General features: G+C 64.5%; 17 protein-coding genes and 1 pseudogene. 13 read left to right on the forward strand and 5 right to left on the reverse strand.

Annotated features, from left to right (window positions below; translation table 11 throughout):
• Nucleotides 1-344, forward strand: a pseudogene (locus Q376_RS25085) (hypothetical protein); the annotation flags it as partial.
• A 274-nt stretch (nucleotides 345-618) separates the two neighbouring features.
• Here Q376_RS25085 and Q376_RS23490 read toward each other — a convergent pair.
• Nucleotides 619-1,320: a hypothetical protein gene (locus Q376_RS23490; protein WP_052365525.1), complete on the reverse strand. Its 702-nt coding sequence runs from the start codon at nucleotides 1,318-1,320 to the stop codon at nucleotides 619-621.
• Between the two features lie 151 nt (nucleotides 1,321-1,471).
• Between Q376_RS23490 and Q376_RS0118570 the strand changes: the two genes are divergently transcribed.
• From Q376_RS0118570 to Q376_RS0118585, 4 genes are all read left to right on the forward strand, one after another.
• Nucleotides 1,472-2,542 (forward strand): glycosyltransferase family 9 protein, encoded by a 1,071-nt coding sequence (locus tag Q376_RS0118570; protein WP_162177924.1) that lies wholly within the window; start codon nucleotides 1,472-1,474, stop codon nucleotides 2,540-2,542.
• Complete coding sequence (locus tag Q376_RS0118575; RefSeq protein WP_027351566.1) at nucleotides 2,539-3,636, forward strand: glycosyltransferase family 9 protein; 1,098 nt, start codon at nucleotides 2,539-2,541, stop codon at nucleotides 3,634-3,636. The genes Q376_RS0118570 and Q376_RS0118575 overlap by 4 nt, the downstream gene beginning before the upstream one ends.
• A gap of 27 nt (nucleotides 3,637-3,663) precedes the next feature.
• Nucleotides 3,664-4,497 (forward strand): HAD-IIB family hydrolase, encoded by an 834-nt coding sequence (locus tag Q376_RS0118580; RefSeq protein ID WP_027351567.1) that lies wholly within the window; start codon nucleotides 3,664-3,666, stop codon nucleotides 4,495-4,497.
• Nucleotides 4,498-4,703: 206 nt separating this feature from the next.
• Nucleotides 4,704-5,924, forward strand: coding sequence for a glycosyltransferase family protein (locus Q376_RS0118585; RefSeq protein WP_027351568.1), 1,221 nt, complete (start codon nucleotides 4,704-4,706; stop codon nucleotides 5,922-5,924).
• 28 nt (nucleotides 5,925-5,952) lie between these two features.
• Here the strand turns inward: Q376_RS0118585 and Q376_RS0118590 are convergent, their stop codons facing one another.
• The 3 genes from Q376_RS0118590 to Q376_RS0118600 all read right to left on the reverse strand — a co-directional run bounded on the left by Q376_RS0118590 (nucleotide 5,953) and on the right by Q376_RS0118600 (nucleotide 9,021).
• Nucleotides 5,953-6,360 (reverse strand): hypothetical protein, encoded by a 408-nt coding sequence (locus Q376_RS0118590; RefSeq protein WP_027351569.1) that lies wholly within the window; start codon nucleotides 6,358-6,360, stop codon nucleotides 5,953-5,955.
• Nucleotides 6,344-6,844, reverse strand: coding sequence for a transcriptional regulator (locus Q376_RS0118595; RefSeq protein WP_211266724.1), 501 nt, complete (start codon nucleotides 6,842-6,844; stop codon nucleotides 6,344-6,346). The genes Q376_RS0118590 and Q376_RS0118595 overlap by 17 nt, the downstream gene beginning before the upstream one ends.
• 383 nt (nucleotides 6,845-7,227) lie before the next feature.
• On the reverse strand, nucleotides 7,228-9,021 hold the full coding sequence (locus tag Q376_RS0118600; protein ID WP_027351571.1) for a sugar phosphorylase: 1,794 nt from the start codon (nucleotides 9,019-9,021) through the stop codon (nucleotides 7,228-7,230).
• 414 nt (nucleotides 9,022-9,435) lie between these two features.
• Here Q376_RS0118600 and Q376_RS0118605 point away from each other — a divergent pair, with 414 nt between their 5' ends.
• Nucleotides 9,436-10,428, forward strand: a complete 993-nt coding sequence (locus Q376_RS0118605; RefSeq protein WP_027351572.1) for a TerC/Alx family metal homeostasis membrane protein — start codon at nucleotides 9,436-9,438, stop codon at nucleotides 10,426-10,428.
• 101 nt (nucleotides 10,429-10,529) lie between these two features.
• Here the strand turns inward: Q376_RS0118605 and Q376_RS23495 are convergent, their stop codons facing one another.
• On the reverse strand, nucleotides 10,530-10,790 hold the full coding sequence (locus tag Q376_RS23495; protein WP_043448823.1) for a GlsB/YeaQ/YmgE family stress response membrane protein: 261 nt from the start codon (nucleotides 10,788-10,790) through the stop codon (nucleotides 10,530-10,532).
• Between the two features lie 239 nt (nucleotides 10,791-11,029).
• Between Q376_RS23495 and nrdR the strand changes: the two genes are divergently transcribed.
• From nrdR to Q376_RS0118645, 7 genes are all read left to right on the forward strand, one after another.
• Nucleotides 11,030-11,521, forward strand: a complete 492-nt coding sequence (gene nrdR, locus Q376_RS0118615) for a transcriptional regulator NrdR (protein WP_027351573.1) — start codon at nucleotides 11,030-11,032, stop codon at nucleotides 11,519-11,521.
• Between the two features lie 38 nt (nucleotides 11,522-11,559).
• Nucleotides 11,560-12,726, forward strand: a complete 1,167-nt coding sequence (ribD, locus tag Q376_RS0118620; RefSeq protein WP_027351574.1) for a bifunctional diaminohydroxyphosphoribosylaminopyrimidine deaminase/5-amino-6-(5-phosphoribosylamino)uracil reductase RibD — start codon at nucleotides 11,560-11,562, stop codon at nucleotides 12,724-12,726.
• 77 nt (nucleotides 12,727-12,803) lie between these two features.
• The gene (gene ribBA, locus Q376_RS0118625; RefSeq protein ID WP_027351575.1) at nucleotides 12,804-13,946 is read left to right on the forward strand and encodes a bifunctional 3,4-dihydroxy-2-butanone-4-phosphate synthase/GTP cyclohydrolase II; all 1,143 of its coding nucleotides are present in this window, start codon (nucleotides 12,804-12,806) and stop codon (nucleotides 13,944-13,946) included.
• A 114-nt stretch (nucleotides 13,947-14,060) separates the two neighbouring features.
• Nucleotides 14,061-14,555: a 6,7-dimethyl-8-ribityllumazine synthase gene (gene ribH, locus Q376_RS0118630; protein ID WP_027351576.1), complete on the forward strand. Its 495-nt coding sequence runs from the start codon at nucleotides 14,061-14,063 to the stop codon at nucleotides 14,553-14,555.
• Nucleotides 14,552-15,067: a transcription antitermination factor NusB gene (gene nusB, locus Q376_RS0118635; RefSeq protein WP_027351577.1), complete on the forward strand. Its 516-nt coding sequence runs from the start codon at nucleotides 14,552-14,554 to the stop codon at nucleotides 15,065-15,067. The genes ribH and nusB overlap by 4 nt, the downstream gene beginning before the upstream one ends.
• Before the next feature lie 12 nt (nucleotides 15,068-15,079).
• Nucleotides 15,080-16,087 (forward strand): thiamine-phosphate kinase, encoded by a 1,008-nt coding sequence (gene thiL, locus Q376_RS0118640; RefSeq protein ID WP_027351578.1) that lies wholly within the window; start codon nucleotides 15,080-15,082, stop codon nucleotides 16,085-16,087.
• Complete coding sequence (locus Q376_RS0118645; protein ID WP_027351579.1) at nucleotides 16,084-16,557, forward strand: phosphatidylglycerophosphatase A family protein; 474 nt, start codon at nucleotides 16,084-16,086, stop codon at nucleotides 16,555-16,557. The genes thiL and Q376_RS0118645 overlap by 4 nt, the downstream gene beginning before the upstream one ends.
• Nucleotides 16,558-16,572 lie beyond the last annotated feature (15 nt).

Raw genomic sequence — 16,572 nt, forward strand, 5'->3', positions numbered from 1 at the left:
GTAAGCGCCAACGCTCGGCCAAGCGCAGGCGTAATCGTGCTGGGCGCCTGTTTTGCGTCATGGCCCGCAGCCTCGCTCGCAGCAAACACATTGCGCTGGGCGGTTTTTACCGTCGGATGGCGGGTCGCCGAGGTGGATTGATCGCCAATATCGCCCTGGCGCGCAAACTCGCGGCGCTGTTCTGGCGCGTCATGGTCAAAGGATTGGACTATGTCGAACACGGACTCCAGTACTACGAGGCACAGGCGCTGGAAACCAAACAACGTTCCATGCGTCGACTCGCCAAGCAGCTCGGGTTCTCCGTGACGCCCATCCAGACTGAAGCTCAAAATGCTTCTGCCTGAAAGTTGAGGAAGAACGATATGACGACCGCCCAATCTCCCCCCTGACCATCCCCCTGTCGAGGAGAACTCGGAGAGGGTTCATGGAAAGCCGGCGAGGAACGAGCGTCTCGAACCACGGCCTAGGCGCCTGCGCTAAGTCCCTCCACTGGCGTTCCCGACCGTCGCGTCAACCGCCGCCTTGGTGCGTAGGCACGCCGCTCGGGACGAACTCCATATACGGGTTTTGCAAGGCGGGCCCATGCGTCTTTCGATCCGAGTGATCCGGTAGGCCGAGTCAGCTGAAGTGCGGTATCAGCTGCCGGCGCGCCATTTCCATGTACTTCTCGTCGTAGAAGTTGTAGGGAATCAGCGTCTTGTCGAGGATCTTCGTCCGCTCGGCGGCCGCTTTGGGCAGCCGCTTGATGTGCGTATCTATCCAGATGATGTTTTCGGCCTCGTCGACCATGATGTTGGTCAGGTGCAGGTCGCGATGATAGAACCCCGCTTCGGCGAGTTCGATCACCAGATCGCAGAACCTGGCCATGAAGGCGATGCGGGCCGTCTCGTCGAGCCGTTCGAAGTATTCCCTGCCTGTGCTGCAGTCAGCCAGAAACTCCATCGCATACAGCGAGCCCAGCGGGTTGAAGGGGTTCAGCGCGACGCCGTACAGGCGTACATCGATGGTGCGTTGCCCCAGGCGGGCGAGGGTGCGGTTGCTGAGATACTCCTTCAGCGCATCAAGGCCGCCGGCCAGACGCTTGGAGATGATGTCCCTGGACAGCCAGCGCCAGAAGTGGGCGCGCGGAGAGTACTTGTCACGGGAGATCTTGAACAGGCTGTTGGAGACCGGCTCCAGGTAGAAATGGCTGCTGCTGACGCGCTCCAGGTGCTGCATCCATGGGGTCTGGGACAACTCCTGGGCAACCTGCATACCGCCGACGTTGCGAGCCAGGTACCAGCGCCGACGGCCGGCCAGATTGAAGCGACGCAGTGCCATGTTTCGAAGATTACCTGACCAGACGGTGTGAAGGAGGCTCATGCTCGTCGCTGCGCGTGGCCCTGTCAACCGGGGCGACGGCGCGCTCTGGCACCTTCGCGGGTATGCTATTCTGCGCCCTTTGACTGGCTGGACGATGGCGAAGCATCGCATGAGCAGACGCAGAATCGAACGTGAGCTGGGACGTCGCTTCATCTCTTGGCGGCACGACTACACGCCGGCCCCCATGCCGATGGACGCGGTGAAAAGCGCCGTCGTCTATGTGCCCAAGGCGCTCGGTGACAGCATGGCGACTTTTCCCGCCATCCGGGCGCTGCAGCAGCGCGGGGTGGAGAAGATCATCGTGGTGGCATCGAGGCACGCCGAGGCGGTGTTCGTCCCTTTGCGCGATGAAGGGGTCGAGGTCAGGAGCATTCCCCACGACCGCGCCTATCGCGAGGTCAAGCAGATGGCGCGGTCGATCAACGCCGATCACGGGCGCATCGACCTGTGCGTCGAGGCGACCCTGCGCGACGCCTCCAGCGCGGTTTACTTCGTTGGCACCCTGAAGGCGCGAATGAACCTGCAGTTCAGCGGATCCAGGATGAAGTGCTATCTGCCCAAGGTCAGCGATCGCGCGCTTGCCATGTACGCAAGCGAAGAGTCGGTGCCGCGCTGCTGGGCGGCGCTGATGAGCGATGCGGGCGTGGGCGAGGTGGCTGGACGTTTCGAGCTGCCGATTCCGCTTGAGATCGAGCGCCAGGTAGGCCAGGCGCTGGAGCCGCTCGGGCGCTACATCGCGCTCAACCTCGACGGTGGCGACGATGAGCGCAAGCTGACCCTCGAGAAGGGCTGCGAGATCTGCCAGATCCTGATCGAGCGCTATCGCTTGCCGGTGGTGCTGATCGCTTCTCCCGCGGGGGAGGCCAAGGCCGCGGCATTGGCCGCGCGATTCCCCACCGCCACGCTGCCTGAACTGCCGCGTTCTATCCATCACAGCGGTGCGATCGTCAAGGGCGCCGAGCTGCTGGTCAGTCCCGATACCTCGGTGGTGCACATTGCCAGCGCCTACGATCGCCCCGTGGTCGCGTTCTATTCCAAGCAGCTGGGGCTTTGGCTGCCGCAGTCGACACGCCAGGCGGTGGTGGTCAAGCCGGGTGACGTCAACGCGCTCAGCGCCGCTGAGCTCATCGCCGCGCTGGACGATATCGACGCCAGCGGCCAGGAGAGGTCGCGAACATGAGCCTCAAGGGACTGGACCGTCGCATCGGCAAGCGGCTGCTGGAGGCGAGGAACGACTTTCGCCCGGATCCTTTCATCCTCGACGGGATCGAAAGCGCAGTGGTCTACATTCCCAAGGGGATCGGCGACGGCATGGCGGTCTTCCCTGCGATTCGTGCGCTGCTCGAACGCTCGATCGCACGCTTGATCATCGTCGCGTCTCCCGCCAACGCGATGGTGTTCGAGCCGCTGCACGGCGTCGAGGTGGTGACGGTTCCCCACGAGCGCGCCTATCGCGCCATCGTCCGTCTTGGTCGCGAGCTGCGGGCCGAGCTCGGACGTGTGGATCTTTGTATCGAGGCGACCTCGCGGGACAACTCTGGATCGATCCGCTTCGTCGGCGCACTGCGCGCGCGAATGAACCTGCAGCTCAGTGGTTCGAGGATGAAATGCTATGCACCCTTCAGCGCGCGAGCGGTACAGATGTATTTCGAGCGCGACCTGCCGGTTCCATGGTGCTGGGCGGCGCTGATGCAGGATGCCGGTATCGCCGAGGTCGAGGGCAAGTTCGAGCTGCCGCTGCCGCCGGGAGTGGAGGAGGAGGTCGACGCTTGGCTCGATGGGCGCGGTGAGTTCATCGTGCTCAATCTCGATGGCAGCACGCCGGACAAATGGCTCTCGCTGGAAAGAGGAGAGATGGTCGCGCGTTGCCTGGAGCAGCGCTACGGCTTGCCGATCCTGGTCATTTGCAGTCCCTCGGGCGAAGCCAAGGCCGCTGCGTTGGCGCAGCGGCTTAAGTTCGTCACCCTGCCGGCGCTGCCGCGCTCGATCCACCACAGCGCCGCGCTGATCGCGCGTGCAGCGCTGGTGGTCACCCCGGATACGTCGGTGGTGCACATCGCCTCGGCCTTTGATCGACCGGTGATCGGCATCTATCGTAAAGCCAACGGCCATTGGATTCCGCTGTCGACCGTGAGCGCGACGATCGTCACCGATGGTGAAGTGGAAAAGCTCAGTGAGCAAGCCCTGGTCCAGGCGCTGGACGAGATCGGCCCACTGCCGCCGGCGCATAGTACTGGCGGCCTTGACGCTGTGCGCCTTGGTCCCGGCGCCTGAGCTGGGTTCTGCCAACGAGGATCCGCGATGTCTTCATCATCCCAGCTGCTGGTCTTCACCGACCTCGATGGTTCGCTGCTCGATCACCACAGCTACGATTGGTCACCCGCCGGCGACTGGCTCACGCGGCTGCGGCTGGCGGGCGTGCCGGTGGTGATCGATACCAGCAAGACCGCGGCTGAGGTCGGTCGGCTGGTGGTCGAGCTCGGACTCGAAGGACAGCCGTTCGTGGTCGAGAACGGCGCGGCGATCCATCTGCCCCCGGATTGGCGAAACGAGGGTGAGTCCGGGGTGGTCGAGCTGGGGGGAGGGGCATCGATGATCCGCGCCGCACTCGTACGGCTGCGCGAACGGCATGGTTTTCGCTTCGAGGGCTTCGGCGACGTCGATGCGGCCAAGATCGCCCAATGGACCGGGCTTGCGCTCGAGGATGCCGAGCGGGCTTCGCGTCGGGATGGCTCCGAGCCGCTGCGCTGGCTGGACGACGAGGGCCGGCTCGATGCCTTCGCGGCGGCGCTGGCCGAACACGGCCTGGTGCTCACCCGCGGTGGGCGCTTCCATCACGTGATGGCGGCGGGAGTCGACAAGGGGCGGGCGCTGGTCTGGCTGGTCGAGCGCTATCGCCAGCGCTTCGGTGGCCGGCCTGCGAGCCTGGCGCTGGGGGATGGCGCCAACGACCTGCCGATGCTGGCCGCAGCCGATCGTGGGGTGCTGATTCGCACCCAAGGCGCGCCGCTTAAGGCCCGTTTCGATCGGCCGGAGCGCGTCTACCTGACCCGCGAGAGCGGACCGGAGGGCTGGCGGGAGGGGATGGACCATTGGCTCGGGCAGGGCTGGCTCGGGCAGGACTGGATGGTGTGATCCCGGCAGTTCCCGCCTGCGCTCGGGAACCTTGCCAGCGATGGCCGATCTCACTTCTTGTCCCTGGCCGCTCGTGGGTCGAGGCTGCGTGTGGCGCTCGGTCATCGCAGTCCGGCTGTCGCAAGACAGCCATCGCAAGACAATGACAACGAACTATCTTCGTAAGGCGGCGCCCTACGCTAGGGCGACGAGCACAGGAGCGGCGTATGAGCGATTTTCACCAGGATGGCGTGATCACTACCTTGCACAACCTCGGCGAGCGGCCGGTCGAGGCGCTTGAAGAGGAGTTGAAGCGCTTTTCCAGGCGGCGGCCGATGGGATTGATCCTTCCTTCGCTGTTCTCTGAGCTCGAAGGCCCCGCACTGACCCACATCGTCGACGAACTGGCCAAGGTGCCCTACCTGACCGAGATCATCATCGGTCTCGATCGCGCCGATCGCGACCAGTTCCTCTATGCGCGCGATTTCTTCTCCCGCCTGCCGCAGCGCCATCGCATCCTATGGAACGATGGGCCCCGGCTCAAGGCGCTCGATGACGAACTGGCGGCGGAGGGGCTGTCTCCCGAGGAGCCGGGCAAAGGGCGCAACGTCTGGTTCTGCTCGGGGTATTCGCTTGCATCGCATCGCACCGAAGCGGTGGCGCTGCACGACTGCGACATCGTCACCTACAGCCGGGACATGCTGGCGCGGCTGCTCTATCCGGTCGCACACCCCCAGTTCAACTACGAGTTCTGCAAGGGCTACTACGCCCGGGTCGCCGATGGCCGGCTCAACGGCCGGGTGGGGCGGCTTTTGGTCACCCCGCTGCTGCGCTCGCTGCAGATGATCTATGGCCCTTCGGAATATCTCACCTACCTGGCCAGCTACCGCTATCCGCTCTCGGGCGAGTTTGCCATGCGCAGCGACGTGCTCAGCAACATCCGTATCCCGAGCGACTGGGGGCTCGAGATCGGCGTGCTCTCAGAGGTGCATCGCAACTACAGTATCAAGCGGCTTTGCCAGGTCGACATCGCCGACAACTACGACCACAAGCATCAGCCGCTTTCCGAGGATGACCATACCCAGGGGCTCTCGCGCATGAGCCTCGACATCGCCAAGGCGCTCTATCGCAAGCTCGCCACCCTCGGCGTGCAGATTTCCAGCGAATCGTTTCGTACCCTCAAGGCGACCTACTATCGCACCGCGCTCGATATGATCGAGAACTACTACCACGATGCGACGATGAACGGGCTCGAACTCGACCGGCACAGCGAAGAGCGCACGGTGGAGCTGTTCGCGCAGATGGTGATGGACGCGGGCGCGGTTTATCTCGAGACACCGCGGGACAAGCCTTTCATTCCGAGCTGGAATCGCATCCAGTCAGCCTTCCCCGACCTGCTTGAGCGGATGTACGAGGCGGTGGAGCTGGACAACGAAGGCAAGGTTTGAGGCCAGGCACGACACGGGTCGCCAGTGGCTATTCATTCAATGCCAATGCCACGGCATCGCAGGCTGCGATCAAGTCCTCCACCAGCCGCTCGTTCACGTCCAATTCGCCTTCGTACTCGGCGACGTTGCGCTGGTGGTGGCACTTGTCCAGTACCCGCCATACCTCTGGGCCGAGTCCCAGCGTGTGTGGCAGCACCTGGAATACGATATAGCGATTGCTGGCGCGATAGCCCTTGCAGCGCAGGGCCGCCAAACTGAGTGCGTGCGCCGCGTTGTAAGCCAAGTCGAATTGGCTCTCCAGCGCCAGCGCAGCATTCTTGGCATCACGCAGTCGTGCAATGCCTGAACGCTTCAGGCCTTCCAGTTCACGGGAGTCGGGTGGTTCGGCGGTGAGCGGCTTGCCGGGCCCGGTGAGGTTTTCAAGCGGTGAGGTCATCCATCCCTCCAATTATCCAGATCTTGGGTTGCTGGAGTACTCGTTGCAGAAAGGCATTCTCCTCCCGCAGCCGCTTAGCGTAGTCCGCACGTGTATACAGCGTGGGGTTGACCGCGCGACCCAACCGCGCTTGTGCGCCATCCAGCACTCGCATTAGATCGGCATAGCCTAGGGTGTCGGAGATAATCATTAGGTCGATGTCACTGTGTGCGGTATCGCTGCGCTTGGCGACCGAGCCATAGACGAAGGCCGCAACGATATCGCCAGCGATGGGCCCGAGCGCCTCGCCCAGCGGGCCGCCCAGGCCTATGGTCTTTTGCATGATGCTGACCAGTTCATCATGGATCGGCGAGTGTGGATCTGCCTGATAGCGCTTCTGGTTGCCTGTACGCTGGACGGTGATCAGTCCGACGGCTGCCAGTTTGGCCAGTTCGCGCTGCACGGCACCCGAGCCGGCACCGGTGGCGGCAATCAGTTCGCTCACGCCATAATCGCGATGTGGCTGACCATACAATAGGCCCAGCACGCGTTGCTGGGTTTGGGTAAACAAGGCATCAGCCAGGCTCACAGGACGTGGTATGCCAGGCGTTGCTGTCGCATGACGCTTATTCACTGATCAGTCACTCCGCATGCCCATATTGGGTAGGAATATACCCATATTGGGCATATTCCTACCCAATATGGGCATTGTCAATTCATTCTCAAGAGGGTTGGATGGGGGCAGCCTAGATGCCCTGTATCTATGTCCGCCGATCGAGGCATCTTGCGATGCCCGCGTATCTGCTTACGTTCAGCTCGGCCTCTGTAGCGTGCTGCCGCTGCAGCCGTGCGGCGGCACGCTTCAGGGGGCGATTTTTTCCGACCGGCTCAACCTGGCTGGCTGACCAGCCAGGCGCTGTAGTAGGGCTTGAGCAGGGGCTTCTCGGCCAGCGGGTCGAAGTGGCCGAGCAGGTCCTCCCAGCGATCGGTCAGGTAGGCCTGCGGCAGGTGTAGCTCGATCGGCTGGTCGGTGACGCTATGGATCGCCAGCAGTCTTCTGCCATCGGCCATCGGTCCGCGCAGGAAGGCGAAGATTCCGGGGCCGAGATCGATCACCCGCTGCGGCACGTTGGGATGGAAGCAGGGCTCGCGCCGGCGTTTGTTGAGCAATTGGGTCATCGCCTTGAACACGAAGCGGGTCGGGGTCATCGCGCCGATCAGGTGGTCGAGCTCTTCGCGGCGCCAATGCTTGCGGTTGATCGCGCGCAGTTTGCCGGTGCGCGAGACGTTCTCGTGGTCGTTGGTGGTGCCGGTGAGGCTATGGAAGTAGACGCCGGGGATGCCCTGTAGTCCCATCATGATCGTCTGGCTGCAGAGGAAACGCAGGATCTGCCAGGGGTCCTCGCCCTTGCGCGTGCCTTTCATCGCATCGAAGTAGGTGATGTTGATCTCGTAGGGTGAGTCGCGCCCGTCGCTGTCGGTCTTCATGCTGATGTAGCCACCGAAGCGCTGCATCAGGTCGAGCAGCTGCTTGATCTCGTGATCGGGTAGCAGCCCTTCGAGGGCGCGCACGCCGATGCCGTCATGGCTCGCGGTGAAGTTGAAATAGGTGCAGTCGTTGGGCAGCTCCGGCAGGGTGGCCGCCCATTCGGTGAGCGCCGCGGCGTCTCCCGAAGTCAGGGTATGGACCAGCAGCGGCGGCAGGGTGAACTGATAGACCATGTGCGCCTCGGCGCCGTCCCCGCCGCTGCGGTCGCCGAAGTAGCTCAGGTTTTCCAGGTGGGGCACGTTGGTTTCGGTGATCAATAGCGCCCCGGGAGCGACATGGTCGATGATCGCGCGGATCAGACGCACCACCGCGTGGGTCTGCGGCAGGTGGATGCAGCGGGTGCCGAGCTCCTTCCACAGGAAGGCGACGGCGTCGAGTCGCACTAGCCTCACGCCCTGGGCGAGGTAGTGCAGCAGCACGCCGAGCATCTCGAGCAGTACGTCCGGGTTGGCGTAGTTCAGATCGATCTGGTCGTCGGAGAACGTCGCCCAGACATAGCGCTTGCCGCGCCTGGTGTAGACGGGCACCAGCAGCGGGGTGTTGCGCGGCCGGGTCACCATCGAAACGTCGGTGCCTGGGTCCAGTTCGATGAAGTAGTCGCGACCGGGCTGGGTACCGGCGAGGAAGTCGGTGAACCACAGCGACTCGCGCGAGACGTGGTTGATCACCAGGTCGGCCATCAGGTTGTGATGCTTGGTGATGCGATGGATGTCGGCCCAGTCGCCCAGGTCCGAATTGACCTCCCTGAAGTGGACCACCGAGAAGCCGTCGTCCGAGCTCCAGGGGAAGAAGGGCAGGATGTGCACTGCGCTGAAGGTGTCGCGCATCTGCCCGTCGAGGAAGTTGTCGAGCGCCTGCAGCGGCGTCCGGTGGCCCTCGCCATCGATCAGGCTGTCGCCGTAGCAGATCAGGATCTGAGTCGCCTCGCTCCACAGCGCCCGCGACGGGGTGGCGATCTCCTGGCGATAGTGGCCAAGCTGCTGGAGCAGGCGCCGGAGTATGGCTTCGGTGCGCTCCCCGCCGTAGATCAGGTACAGCTCCGCTCGTGCGCGGTCGATGAATTCCTGTTCGGAGAGAGCCTCAACCCGAGGGGCAAGGGGATTGGCGGATACGTCGACATCTGCTGGGGCCATCCAAGAGTCCTCGATCGTTGGCATTGTGGTCGCGCAAGCCATACCCGGCGGCCATGCTCGAGTTCCTTTGCGGCACTTGGCCCGGACGACCGGGCGAGGAGCGGGCTGAGCGCGGTGCGCAGGGTACGGTGTCTCCTAAGCATAAGACCTAAGTGGAGAAAAGTGGCAGGCGCCATGGCTTAAATCGATTGCTTTTCCCCCTGTCCATGGCCCAAACTTGCCGCGCAGTCAGGAGGGGAGTATTCCCCGGTCGAGCATCGACCAGTGCCGTTCTCGTCAGCACGGGCCAAAGTGGCCCCGGGAGCGGCGGCGCGAGCAAGCCCTCGGGCGTTCGCGTGGAAGAGACCTCCGGTAAACCCGCGCTCGGTCCCTATCAGGATGGGAGCGTAAATTCCGTTTGCCGGAGGCAACCACATGCATGTCCCCCTTTGGGTGTGGATCGCGACCATCGCCGCGATCGCCGCCATCTTCGTGTTCGATTTCTTCACCCACGTCCGTAAGCCCCACGCGCCGAGCTTCAAGGAGTCAGCGCTGTGGTCGGCGTTCTACGTCACTCTGGCGCTGCTGTTCGGCGCGGGGCTCTGGTACGTCTGGGGCCATCAGCACGGTGTCGAGTACCTGGCAGGCTTCATCACCGAGAAGAGCCTCTCGGTCGACAACCTGTTCGTCTTCGCGATCATCATGGCCAAGTTCGGTGTGCCACGTGAGTTCCAGCAGAAGGCGCTGCTGATCGGTATCGTCATGGCGTTGATCATGCGCGGTATCTTCATCGCGGTCGGTGCCGCGGCGATCAATCAGTTCAGCTGGGTGTTCTACATCTTCGGGCTGTTTTTGCTCTACACCGCGTTCAAGCTGGCCATCGAGAGCTTCTCCCACAGCGAGGGCGGGGGCGAGTACGAACCCAACGCGCTGGTCAAGTACGCCCAGCGGCACCTGCCGATGCGTGACGATTTCGACAGCAACAAGCTGCTTTCGAAGCTCAACGGCAAGCGGGTATTCACTCCGATGATGCTGGTCATCCTCGCCCTCGGGGTCACTGACCTGCTGTTCGCGCTCGACTCGATTCCCGCGATCTATGGGCTTACCCAGGAGCCCTACATCGTCTTCACCACCAACGCCTTCGCACTGCTCGGCCTGCTGCAGCTCTACTTCCTGCTTGGTGGGCTGCTCGACCGGTTGGTCTACCTTGGCTTCGGACTGGCGCTGATCCTCGCCTTCATCGGGGTCAAGCTGATGTTCCACGCCCTGCACTTGAACACCTTGCCATTCATCAACGGCGGCGAGTCGGTCGGCTGGGCACCGGACATCCCGACCTGGCTGTCGCTCACCGTGATCATCAGCATCCTGGTGATCACTACCGTCGCCAGCCTGATCAAGAGCCGCGGCGCTCAGAGCACCGCTGATTGACGGACTCGCAGGCAGCAGCAAACTGGAACCCGGCCCGCCATCATTCGGCGGGCCGTTTTTTTCGCTCGCGCGCAGGCGGGGTTCATGCCGCTTGCGACGATTCAGACCCGGGCGACCTTGCGGTAGGCGACGACCGCGATCTGGGCGATGAGGCTGCCGATCACCGAGGTCACCAGGCCGGTGACGCTGAATTGGAGCTCCGGCAGGATGGCGAAGATCGAGGCGATGAAGCTGGCCATCACCGCGCCTAGGGCACCGACGCCCATTGCGCCGAGATAGCCGATGCTGAAGCGGGACGATATGGCCAGGTTGGCGAGCGCACCGATGACGGCGCCGGTAATGATCCAGGAGATGATATCCATCGAAGGGTCCTCGTTTGCAAAGATGTGGACAGGGTGGTTTCCCATTTGAAGACAAGCTTAATCAATAGTTTTCCAAGCGTCGCCTCATTCCCTTGTGCATGGGTGTCGACCCAGGGTGATGGGGCGGTGGCGAATGACGTGTTACTGTTGGTAATGTCGCAAGCCGAGCCGCGGCGTCCGATACCCTCGGGCTCCGGTGCGATGGCGACTTCCACTGGCAGATGATGGATTAGCGTAGTATGCACTGTCCCTTTTGCGGCGCGCACGAGACCAAGGTAAGCGATTCGCGGCTGGTCGCCGACGGCGACCAGGTCCGTCGGCGGCGCCAGTGTCTGGGCTGCGGCGAGCGCTTCACCACCTACGAGACCGCTGAGCTGATCATGCCCCGCGTGGTCAAGGGTGACGGCACGCGCGAAAGCTTCGACCAGACCAAGCTTCGCGCAGGCATGATGCGCGCGCTCGAGAAGCGTCCGGTCAGCGTCGAGCGCATCGAAGCGGCGCTCGAGCACATTCGCCAGCGCCTGCGCGCGCGCGGCGAACGCGAAGTGGTGGCGCGGGTGATCGGTGAAGAGGTGATGCGCGAACTGAAGCTGCTTGACCAGGTCGCCTACATTCGCTTCGCTTCCGTCTACCGCCGCTTCGAGGACGTCGACGAATTTCGCGCCGAGATCGATCGATTGACCGGGGAGCCTTCCTCCACTTCACGCAGCGATGAGTCCGAACCGCGATGAATAAAGCAGAGCAGCAGATCGATGGCGGCGCCGCCGACATGCGCAGCGCCGGCCCACGTCATCCCGACGAGCACTTCATGGCGCGGGCGTTGCAGCTCGCCGAGCGAGGCCTTTATACCACCGCGCCCAACCCCCGGGTCGGCTGCGTGCTGGTGCGGGAGGGGGAGATCGTCGGCGAAGGCTGGCATCGCCGGGCGGGAGAAGCCCACGCGGAGATCCTTGCGCTCGAGGATGCGGGCCCGCGGGCCCGTGGCGCCACCGCCTACGTCACCTTGGAGCCTTGCGCTCACCAGGGACGCACCGGCCCCTGCGCCGATGCTTTGATTGCGGCCGGCGTGGCGCGCCTGGTGGTGGGGATGGAAGATCCCAACCCCGCGGTCTCGGGCAGGGGGATCGCGCGCTGCCGTGAGGCTGGTATCGACGTGACCACCGGGGTCGGCGAGGCGCAGGCACGGCGGCTCAACCCCGGCTTCATCTCGCGGATGAGCAGGGGCCGGCCATACGTGCGGCTGAAAATGGCGATGAGCCTGGACGGTCGCTCGGCGATGGCCAGCGGTGAGTCCCAATGGATCACCGGCAACCAGGCGCGGCGCGAGGTGCAGCGCTTGCGCGCCCGCTCCGGCGCGGTGATCAGCGGGGTCGAGAGCCTGGTCCAGGACGACAGCCGGCTGACCGTGCGCGAAGAAGAGTCCGGACTCGCCCCGGAGCAGATCGTCGCCCAGCCGCTGCGCGTGGTGGTCGACTCGCGTCTGCGCATGCCGCTGGCCGCGAGCATGTTGAGGGAGGAGGGGCGGACGTTGATCTTCACCCGCAGCTCCGACGAGGCCAAGCGCGCCAATCTCGAGGCGGTGGGGGCAGAGGTGCTGGTGCAGCCGCTCAGTGAGCAAGAGGAAGAGAGCGCCGCGCGCAGCGGTGTCGCCAGGGTCGATCTGGTCGCGATGATCGAGCATTTGGCCCGCATCGAGCAGTGCAATGAGGTGCTGGTCGAGACCGGTGCCAGTCTCGCCGGGGCGATGTTCAAGGCCCAGCTGGTCGACGAGCTGGTGCTCTTCGTCGCCCCGACGCTGATGGGCAGCTTCGCCCGACCGCTGCTCGATCTCGAGCTGACCGCGATGGACGAGCAGCAGCGCCTGGTGATCGACGACATTCGCGCGATAGGCAAGGATTGGCGTATCATCGCCCGCCCGGTGAGTGGCGACGACTGATCTCCTTCCCGAGGATGCTCGTCGATCGCACTTCGCGATGGGCACCATGGATCAGCAATTAAGGATGGCTCAAGGGCATGGCTCTATCTCCGATCTCCGCGCTGGTCGAGGACATCGCGCGCGGCAAGATGGTGATCCTGATGGACGACGAGGATCGCGAGAACGAAGGTGACGTGATCATGGCCGCCGAATGCGTCGAGGCCGAGCACATCAATTTCATGGCCCGGCATGCGCGCGGCCTGATCTGCATGCCGTTGTCCAAGGGACGGGCCAAGCAGCTGGGCCTCGACCTGATGGTGCGTGACAACGGCTCCGGCTTCGGCACCAAGTTCACCGTCTCGATCGAAGCCGCGAGCGGCATCACTACGGGTATCTCCGCCGCCGATCGCGCTCGCACGGTGCGCGTCGCCGCCGCGCGCGGCGCGGTGCCCGCCGACATCGTCCAGCCTGGGCACGTGTTCCCGCTGATCAGCGAGGATGGCGGTGTGCTGCGACGTGCCGGGCATACCGAGGCGGCCTGCGATCTCGCCGCGCTCGCCGGTTTCGAGCCCGCCGGGGTGATCTGCGAGGTGATGAACGAAGATGGCACCATGGCACGGCGCGACGATCTCGAGCGCTTCGCCGAGGAGCATGGGATCAAGATCGGCACCATCGCCGAACTGATCCAGTATCGCATTCTCCACCAGCGCACCGTCGAAAAGGTCAGTGAAGAGCCGGTGACCACCGCCTTCGGTGATTTCACCCTGCATGTCTTCCACGATGGGATCATCGACCGCCACCATCTCGCCCTGGTCAAGGGCAAGCCCTCGCACGACGAGATCACCACCGTTCGTGTCCATGTGCCGGACACCCTGCGCGACGTGCTCGCGCTGCAGAACCAGGGGGCGCGCGGCTGGGCCGGCCTCGAGGCCCTCGAGGCGCTGGCCCGTGCCGAGCGCGGGGTGATGGTGCTGCTCGACGACGACTGCTCGCGCCTGGATCTCAAAGATCAGCTCGATATCTTCACCGGGCGCCGTCGGGTGCCCCGCGATCGAGCGTCGGACGGCAGCGGCAATTACCTGTCGATCGGCACTGGGGCGCAGATCCTGCGTGCGCTCGGCGTCGGCAAGATGCGGTTGCTCAGTTCGCCCTGGCGCTTCTCGGCGCTGTCGGGCTTCGGCCTCGAAGTGATCGAGCAGCTCGGCGGCGATACCTTTGAGCCGCATCAGCCGGTAGAATAAGCCTCCCGCGTTGCCGCGGGCGCTACGCGCGGCAACCCTAGGATTTCGATTCGAGCCGCTGTCGCGGCTCCCATTTACTTGTCGGAAACGCCCATCTCGCGGGCAGAGAACACCATGCATCCTATCGCTCAAGTGGAAGGCCGATTCGTCGATGTCGACGGCCATTACGTCATTGTGGTCGGCCGGTTCAACCATCACGTCGTCGATTCGCTGGTCGAAGGCGCGGTCGATAGCCTGGTACGCCACGGCGTCGATGAGCGCCAGATCGACATCGTCCACGTTCCCGGGGCCTGGGAACTGCCGCTCGCGGTCAAACGGGTGCTGTCGCGTCGCGCTCCCGACGCGGTGATCGCCCTCGGCGCGGTGATCCGCGGCGGCACACCGCATTTCGAGCACATCGCTGGACAGTGCAACTCGGCGATGAACCGGCTGCAGCTGGATTTCGATACGCCGGTCGCCAATGGGGTGCTGACCGTCAATTCGATCGATCAAGCGATCGAGCGCGCCGGTACCAAGGCGGGCAACAAGGGGGCCGAGGCGGCGATGGCGGCGATGGAGATGGTGTCGCTGCTGCGTCAGCTGGACGAAGCTCAGGAGGTGGCGTCGTGAATCACCCCAGCCCTTCCGCCAAGTCTCCATCCAAGTCCCAGCTCGCACGCCGCGCGGCGCGCGAGCTGACCATCCAGGCGCTCTACCAGTCGCAGCTGCAGCAAAACGAAAAAGCGATCTCGACCATCGAAGCCGAGTTTCGCAGCCAGCTCGCCGATGACGACATGCCCGACCACGAGAACTGGGTCAAGGTAATGGCGATCGCCGACCTGGCGCTGTTCCACACGCTGCTCCACGGGGTCGCCGCGGCTTGTAGCCAGCTCGATGCCTCGCTTTCGCCGCTGCTCGACCGCAGCATCGACGAACTCGACCCGATCGAGCTCGCCATCCTTCGCCTGGGCGCATACGAGCTCGCCGAGCGCCCCGAGGTACCCTACCGCGTGGTGATCAACGAGGGCGTCGAACTGGCCAAGTCCTTTGGCGCGACCGACGGACACAAATACGTCAACGGCATCCTCGACAAGCTCGCGGCGCGGCTGCGCAGCGTCGAGGTCAAAGCTCGCGGCCGTTGAGCGGGTACGCCCATGCTCGGCGAATTCGATCTGATCAAGCGCCACCTGGCCGCTCTGCAGCGGGGTAGCGCCCTGCGCTCCGACGGCTATCCGGAGTCACGCGATGCCCTCGCTGGGGTCGAGCTCGGCGCGGGCGATGACTGCGCGCTGCTGGTGCCAAGCCCGCATCACCTTCTGGCGGTGAGCGTCGATACCTCGATCGCCGATGTCCACTTCCCCGCGGATGCGCCGGCCGAGGCGATCGGTCATCGCGCGCTGGCGGTGAGCCTGTCCGATCTGGCCGCGATGGGCGCCCAGCCGCGCTGGTGTCTGCTCGCGCTGAGCCTGCCGGAGGTGGATGAGGCTTGGGTCGGCGAATTCTGCCGCGGCTTCCACGCTTTGGCTGCGCGCAGCGGGACCCGCCTGGTGGGGGGCGACCTGACCCGTGGGCATCTTTCGATTTCCGTCACCGTGCATGGCGAGGTTCGCCCCTCGGCGGTGCTGCGCCGCGACGGTGCCGAGGCTGAGCAGCTGATCGCGGTGAGCGGCCCGCTCGGCGGCGCCCGGGGTGGGCTCGAGGCGTGGCGCGGCGGCAGCCGCGCGTACGAACAAGATCCGCTGTTGCAGGCCTATCTGCGCCCGCAGCCCCGGATCGAGGCCGGAATCGCGCTCGCTGAGCTGGCCAGCGCCGCCCTCGATGTCTCCGACGGCCTCCTGGCCGATCTCGATCATCTTTGCCGGGCTTCCGGGGTGGGGGCGAAGATCGACCTGACCCGGCTGCCGCTGGCACCGGGACTGATCGCGGCGCTTGGCCACGAGCGCGCGATCGCCGCTGCCCTCGACGGCGGTGACGACTACGAGCTCCTGTTCACCCTGCCCGAACACTATCTTGCCACCGCCCGCGCTCGCCTCGCCGGCTGTGGCTGCGAACTCAGGGTGATCGGCCGAACCACCGAGGCGTTGGGGATTCGCAACTGGCAAGGCGCACCCCTGGCCGCGAGGGGCTGGCGCCACTTCGATGGTGACGGGGACCAGGCATGAATCGAGCGCCCGCCAGCATCTGGCGCAACCCGATCCATTTCCTGGCCTTCGGGCTTGGCAGCGGCGCCGCTCCCTTCGCGCCGGGCACCTTCGGCACACTGGCGGCGATCCCCTTCTTCTGGCTGCTCTCCTGGCTTCCGCTCTCGCTCTATCTGCTGGTGGTGCTGGTCGCCACGGCGGTCGGTATCTGGCTTTGTGGCCGCACCTCCCGCGACCTCGGCGTGCATGATCATTCCGGCATCGTGTGGGATGAATTCGTCGGCTACTGGATCACCATGGCCGCGGTGCCATTCTCCTGGGAGGCGGCGCTGTGGGGCTTCGTCGCCTTTCGCATATTCGATGTGATCAAGCCTTGGCCGATCCGTACCATCGACCGACGCGTCGCCGGCGGCTTCGGCATCATGCTCGACGACATCGTCGCCGGTATCTACGCCTGGAGCATCATCCATCTTTGGCTGTGGCTCTACTGAGCCTGCCGGGCGTGT

The organism is Halotalea alkalilenta DSM 17697 (genome assembly GCF_000621205.1).
Taxonomy (GTDB): domain Bacteria; phylum Pseudomonadota; class Gammaproteobacteria; order Pseudomonadales; family Halomonadaceae; genus Halotalea; species Halotalea alkalilenta.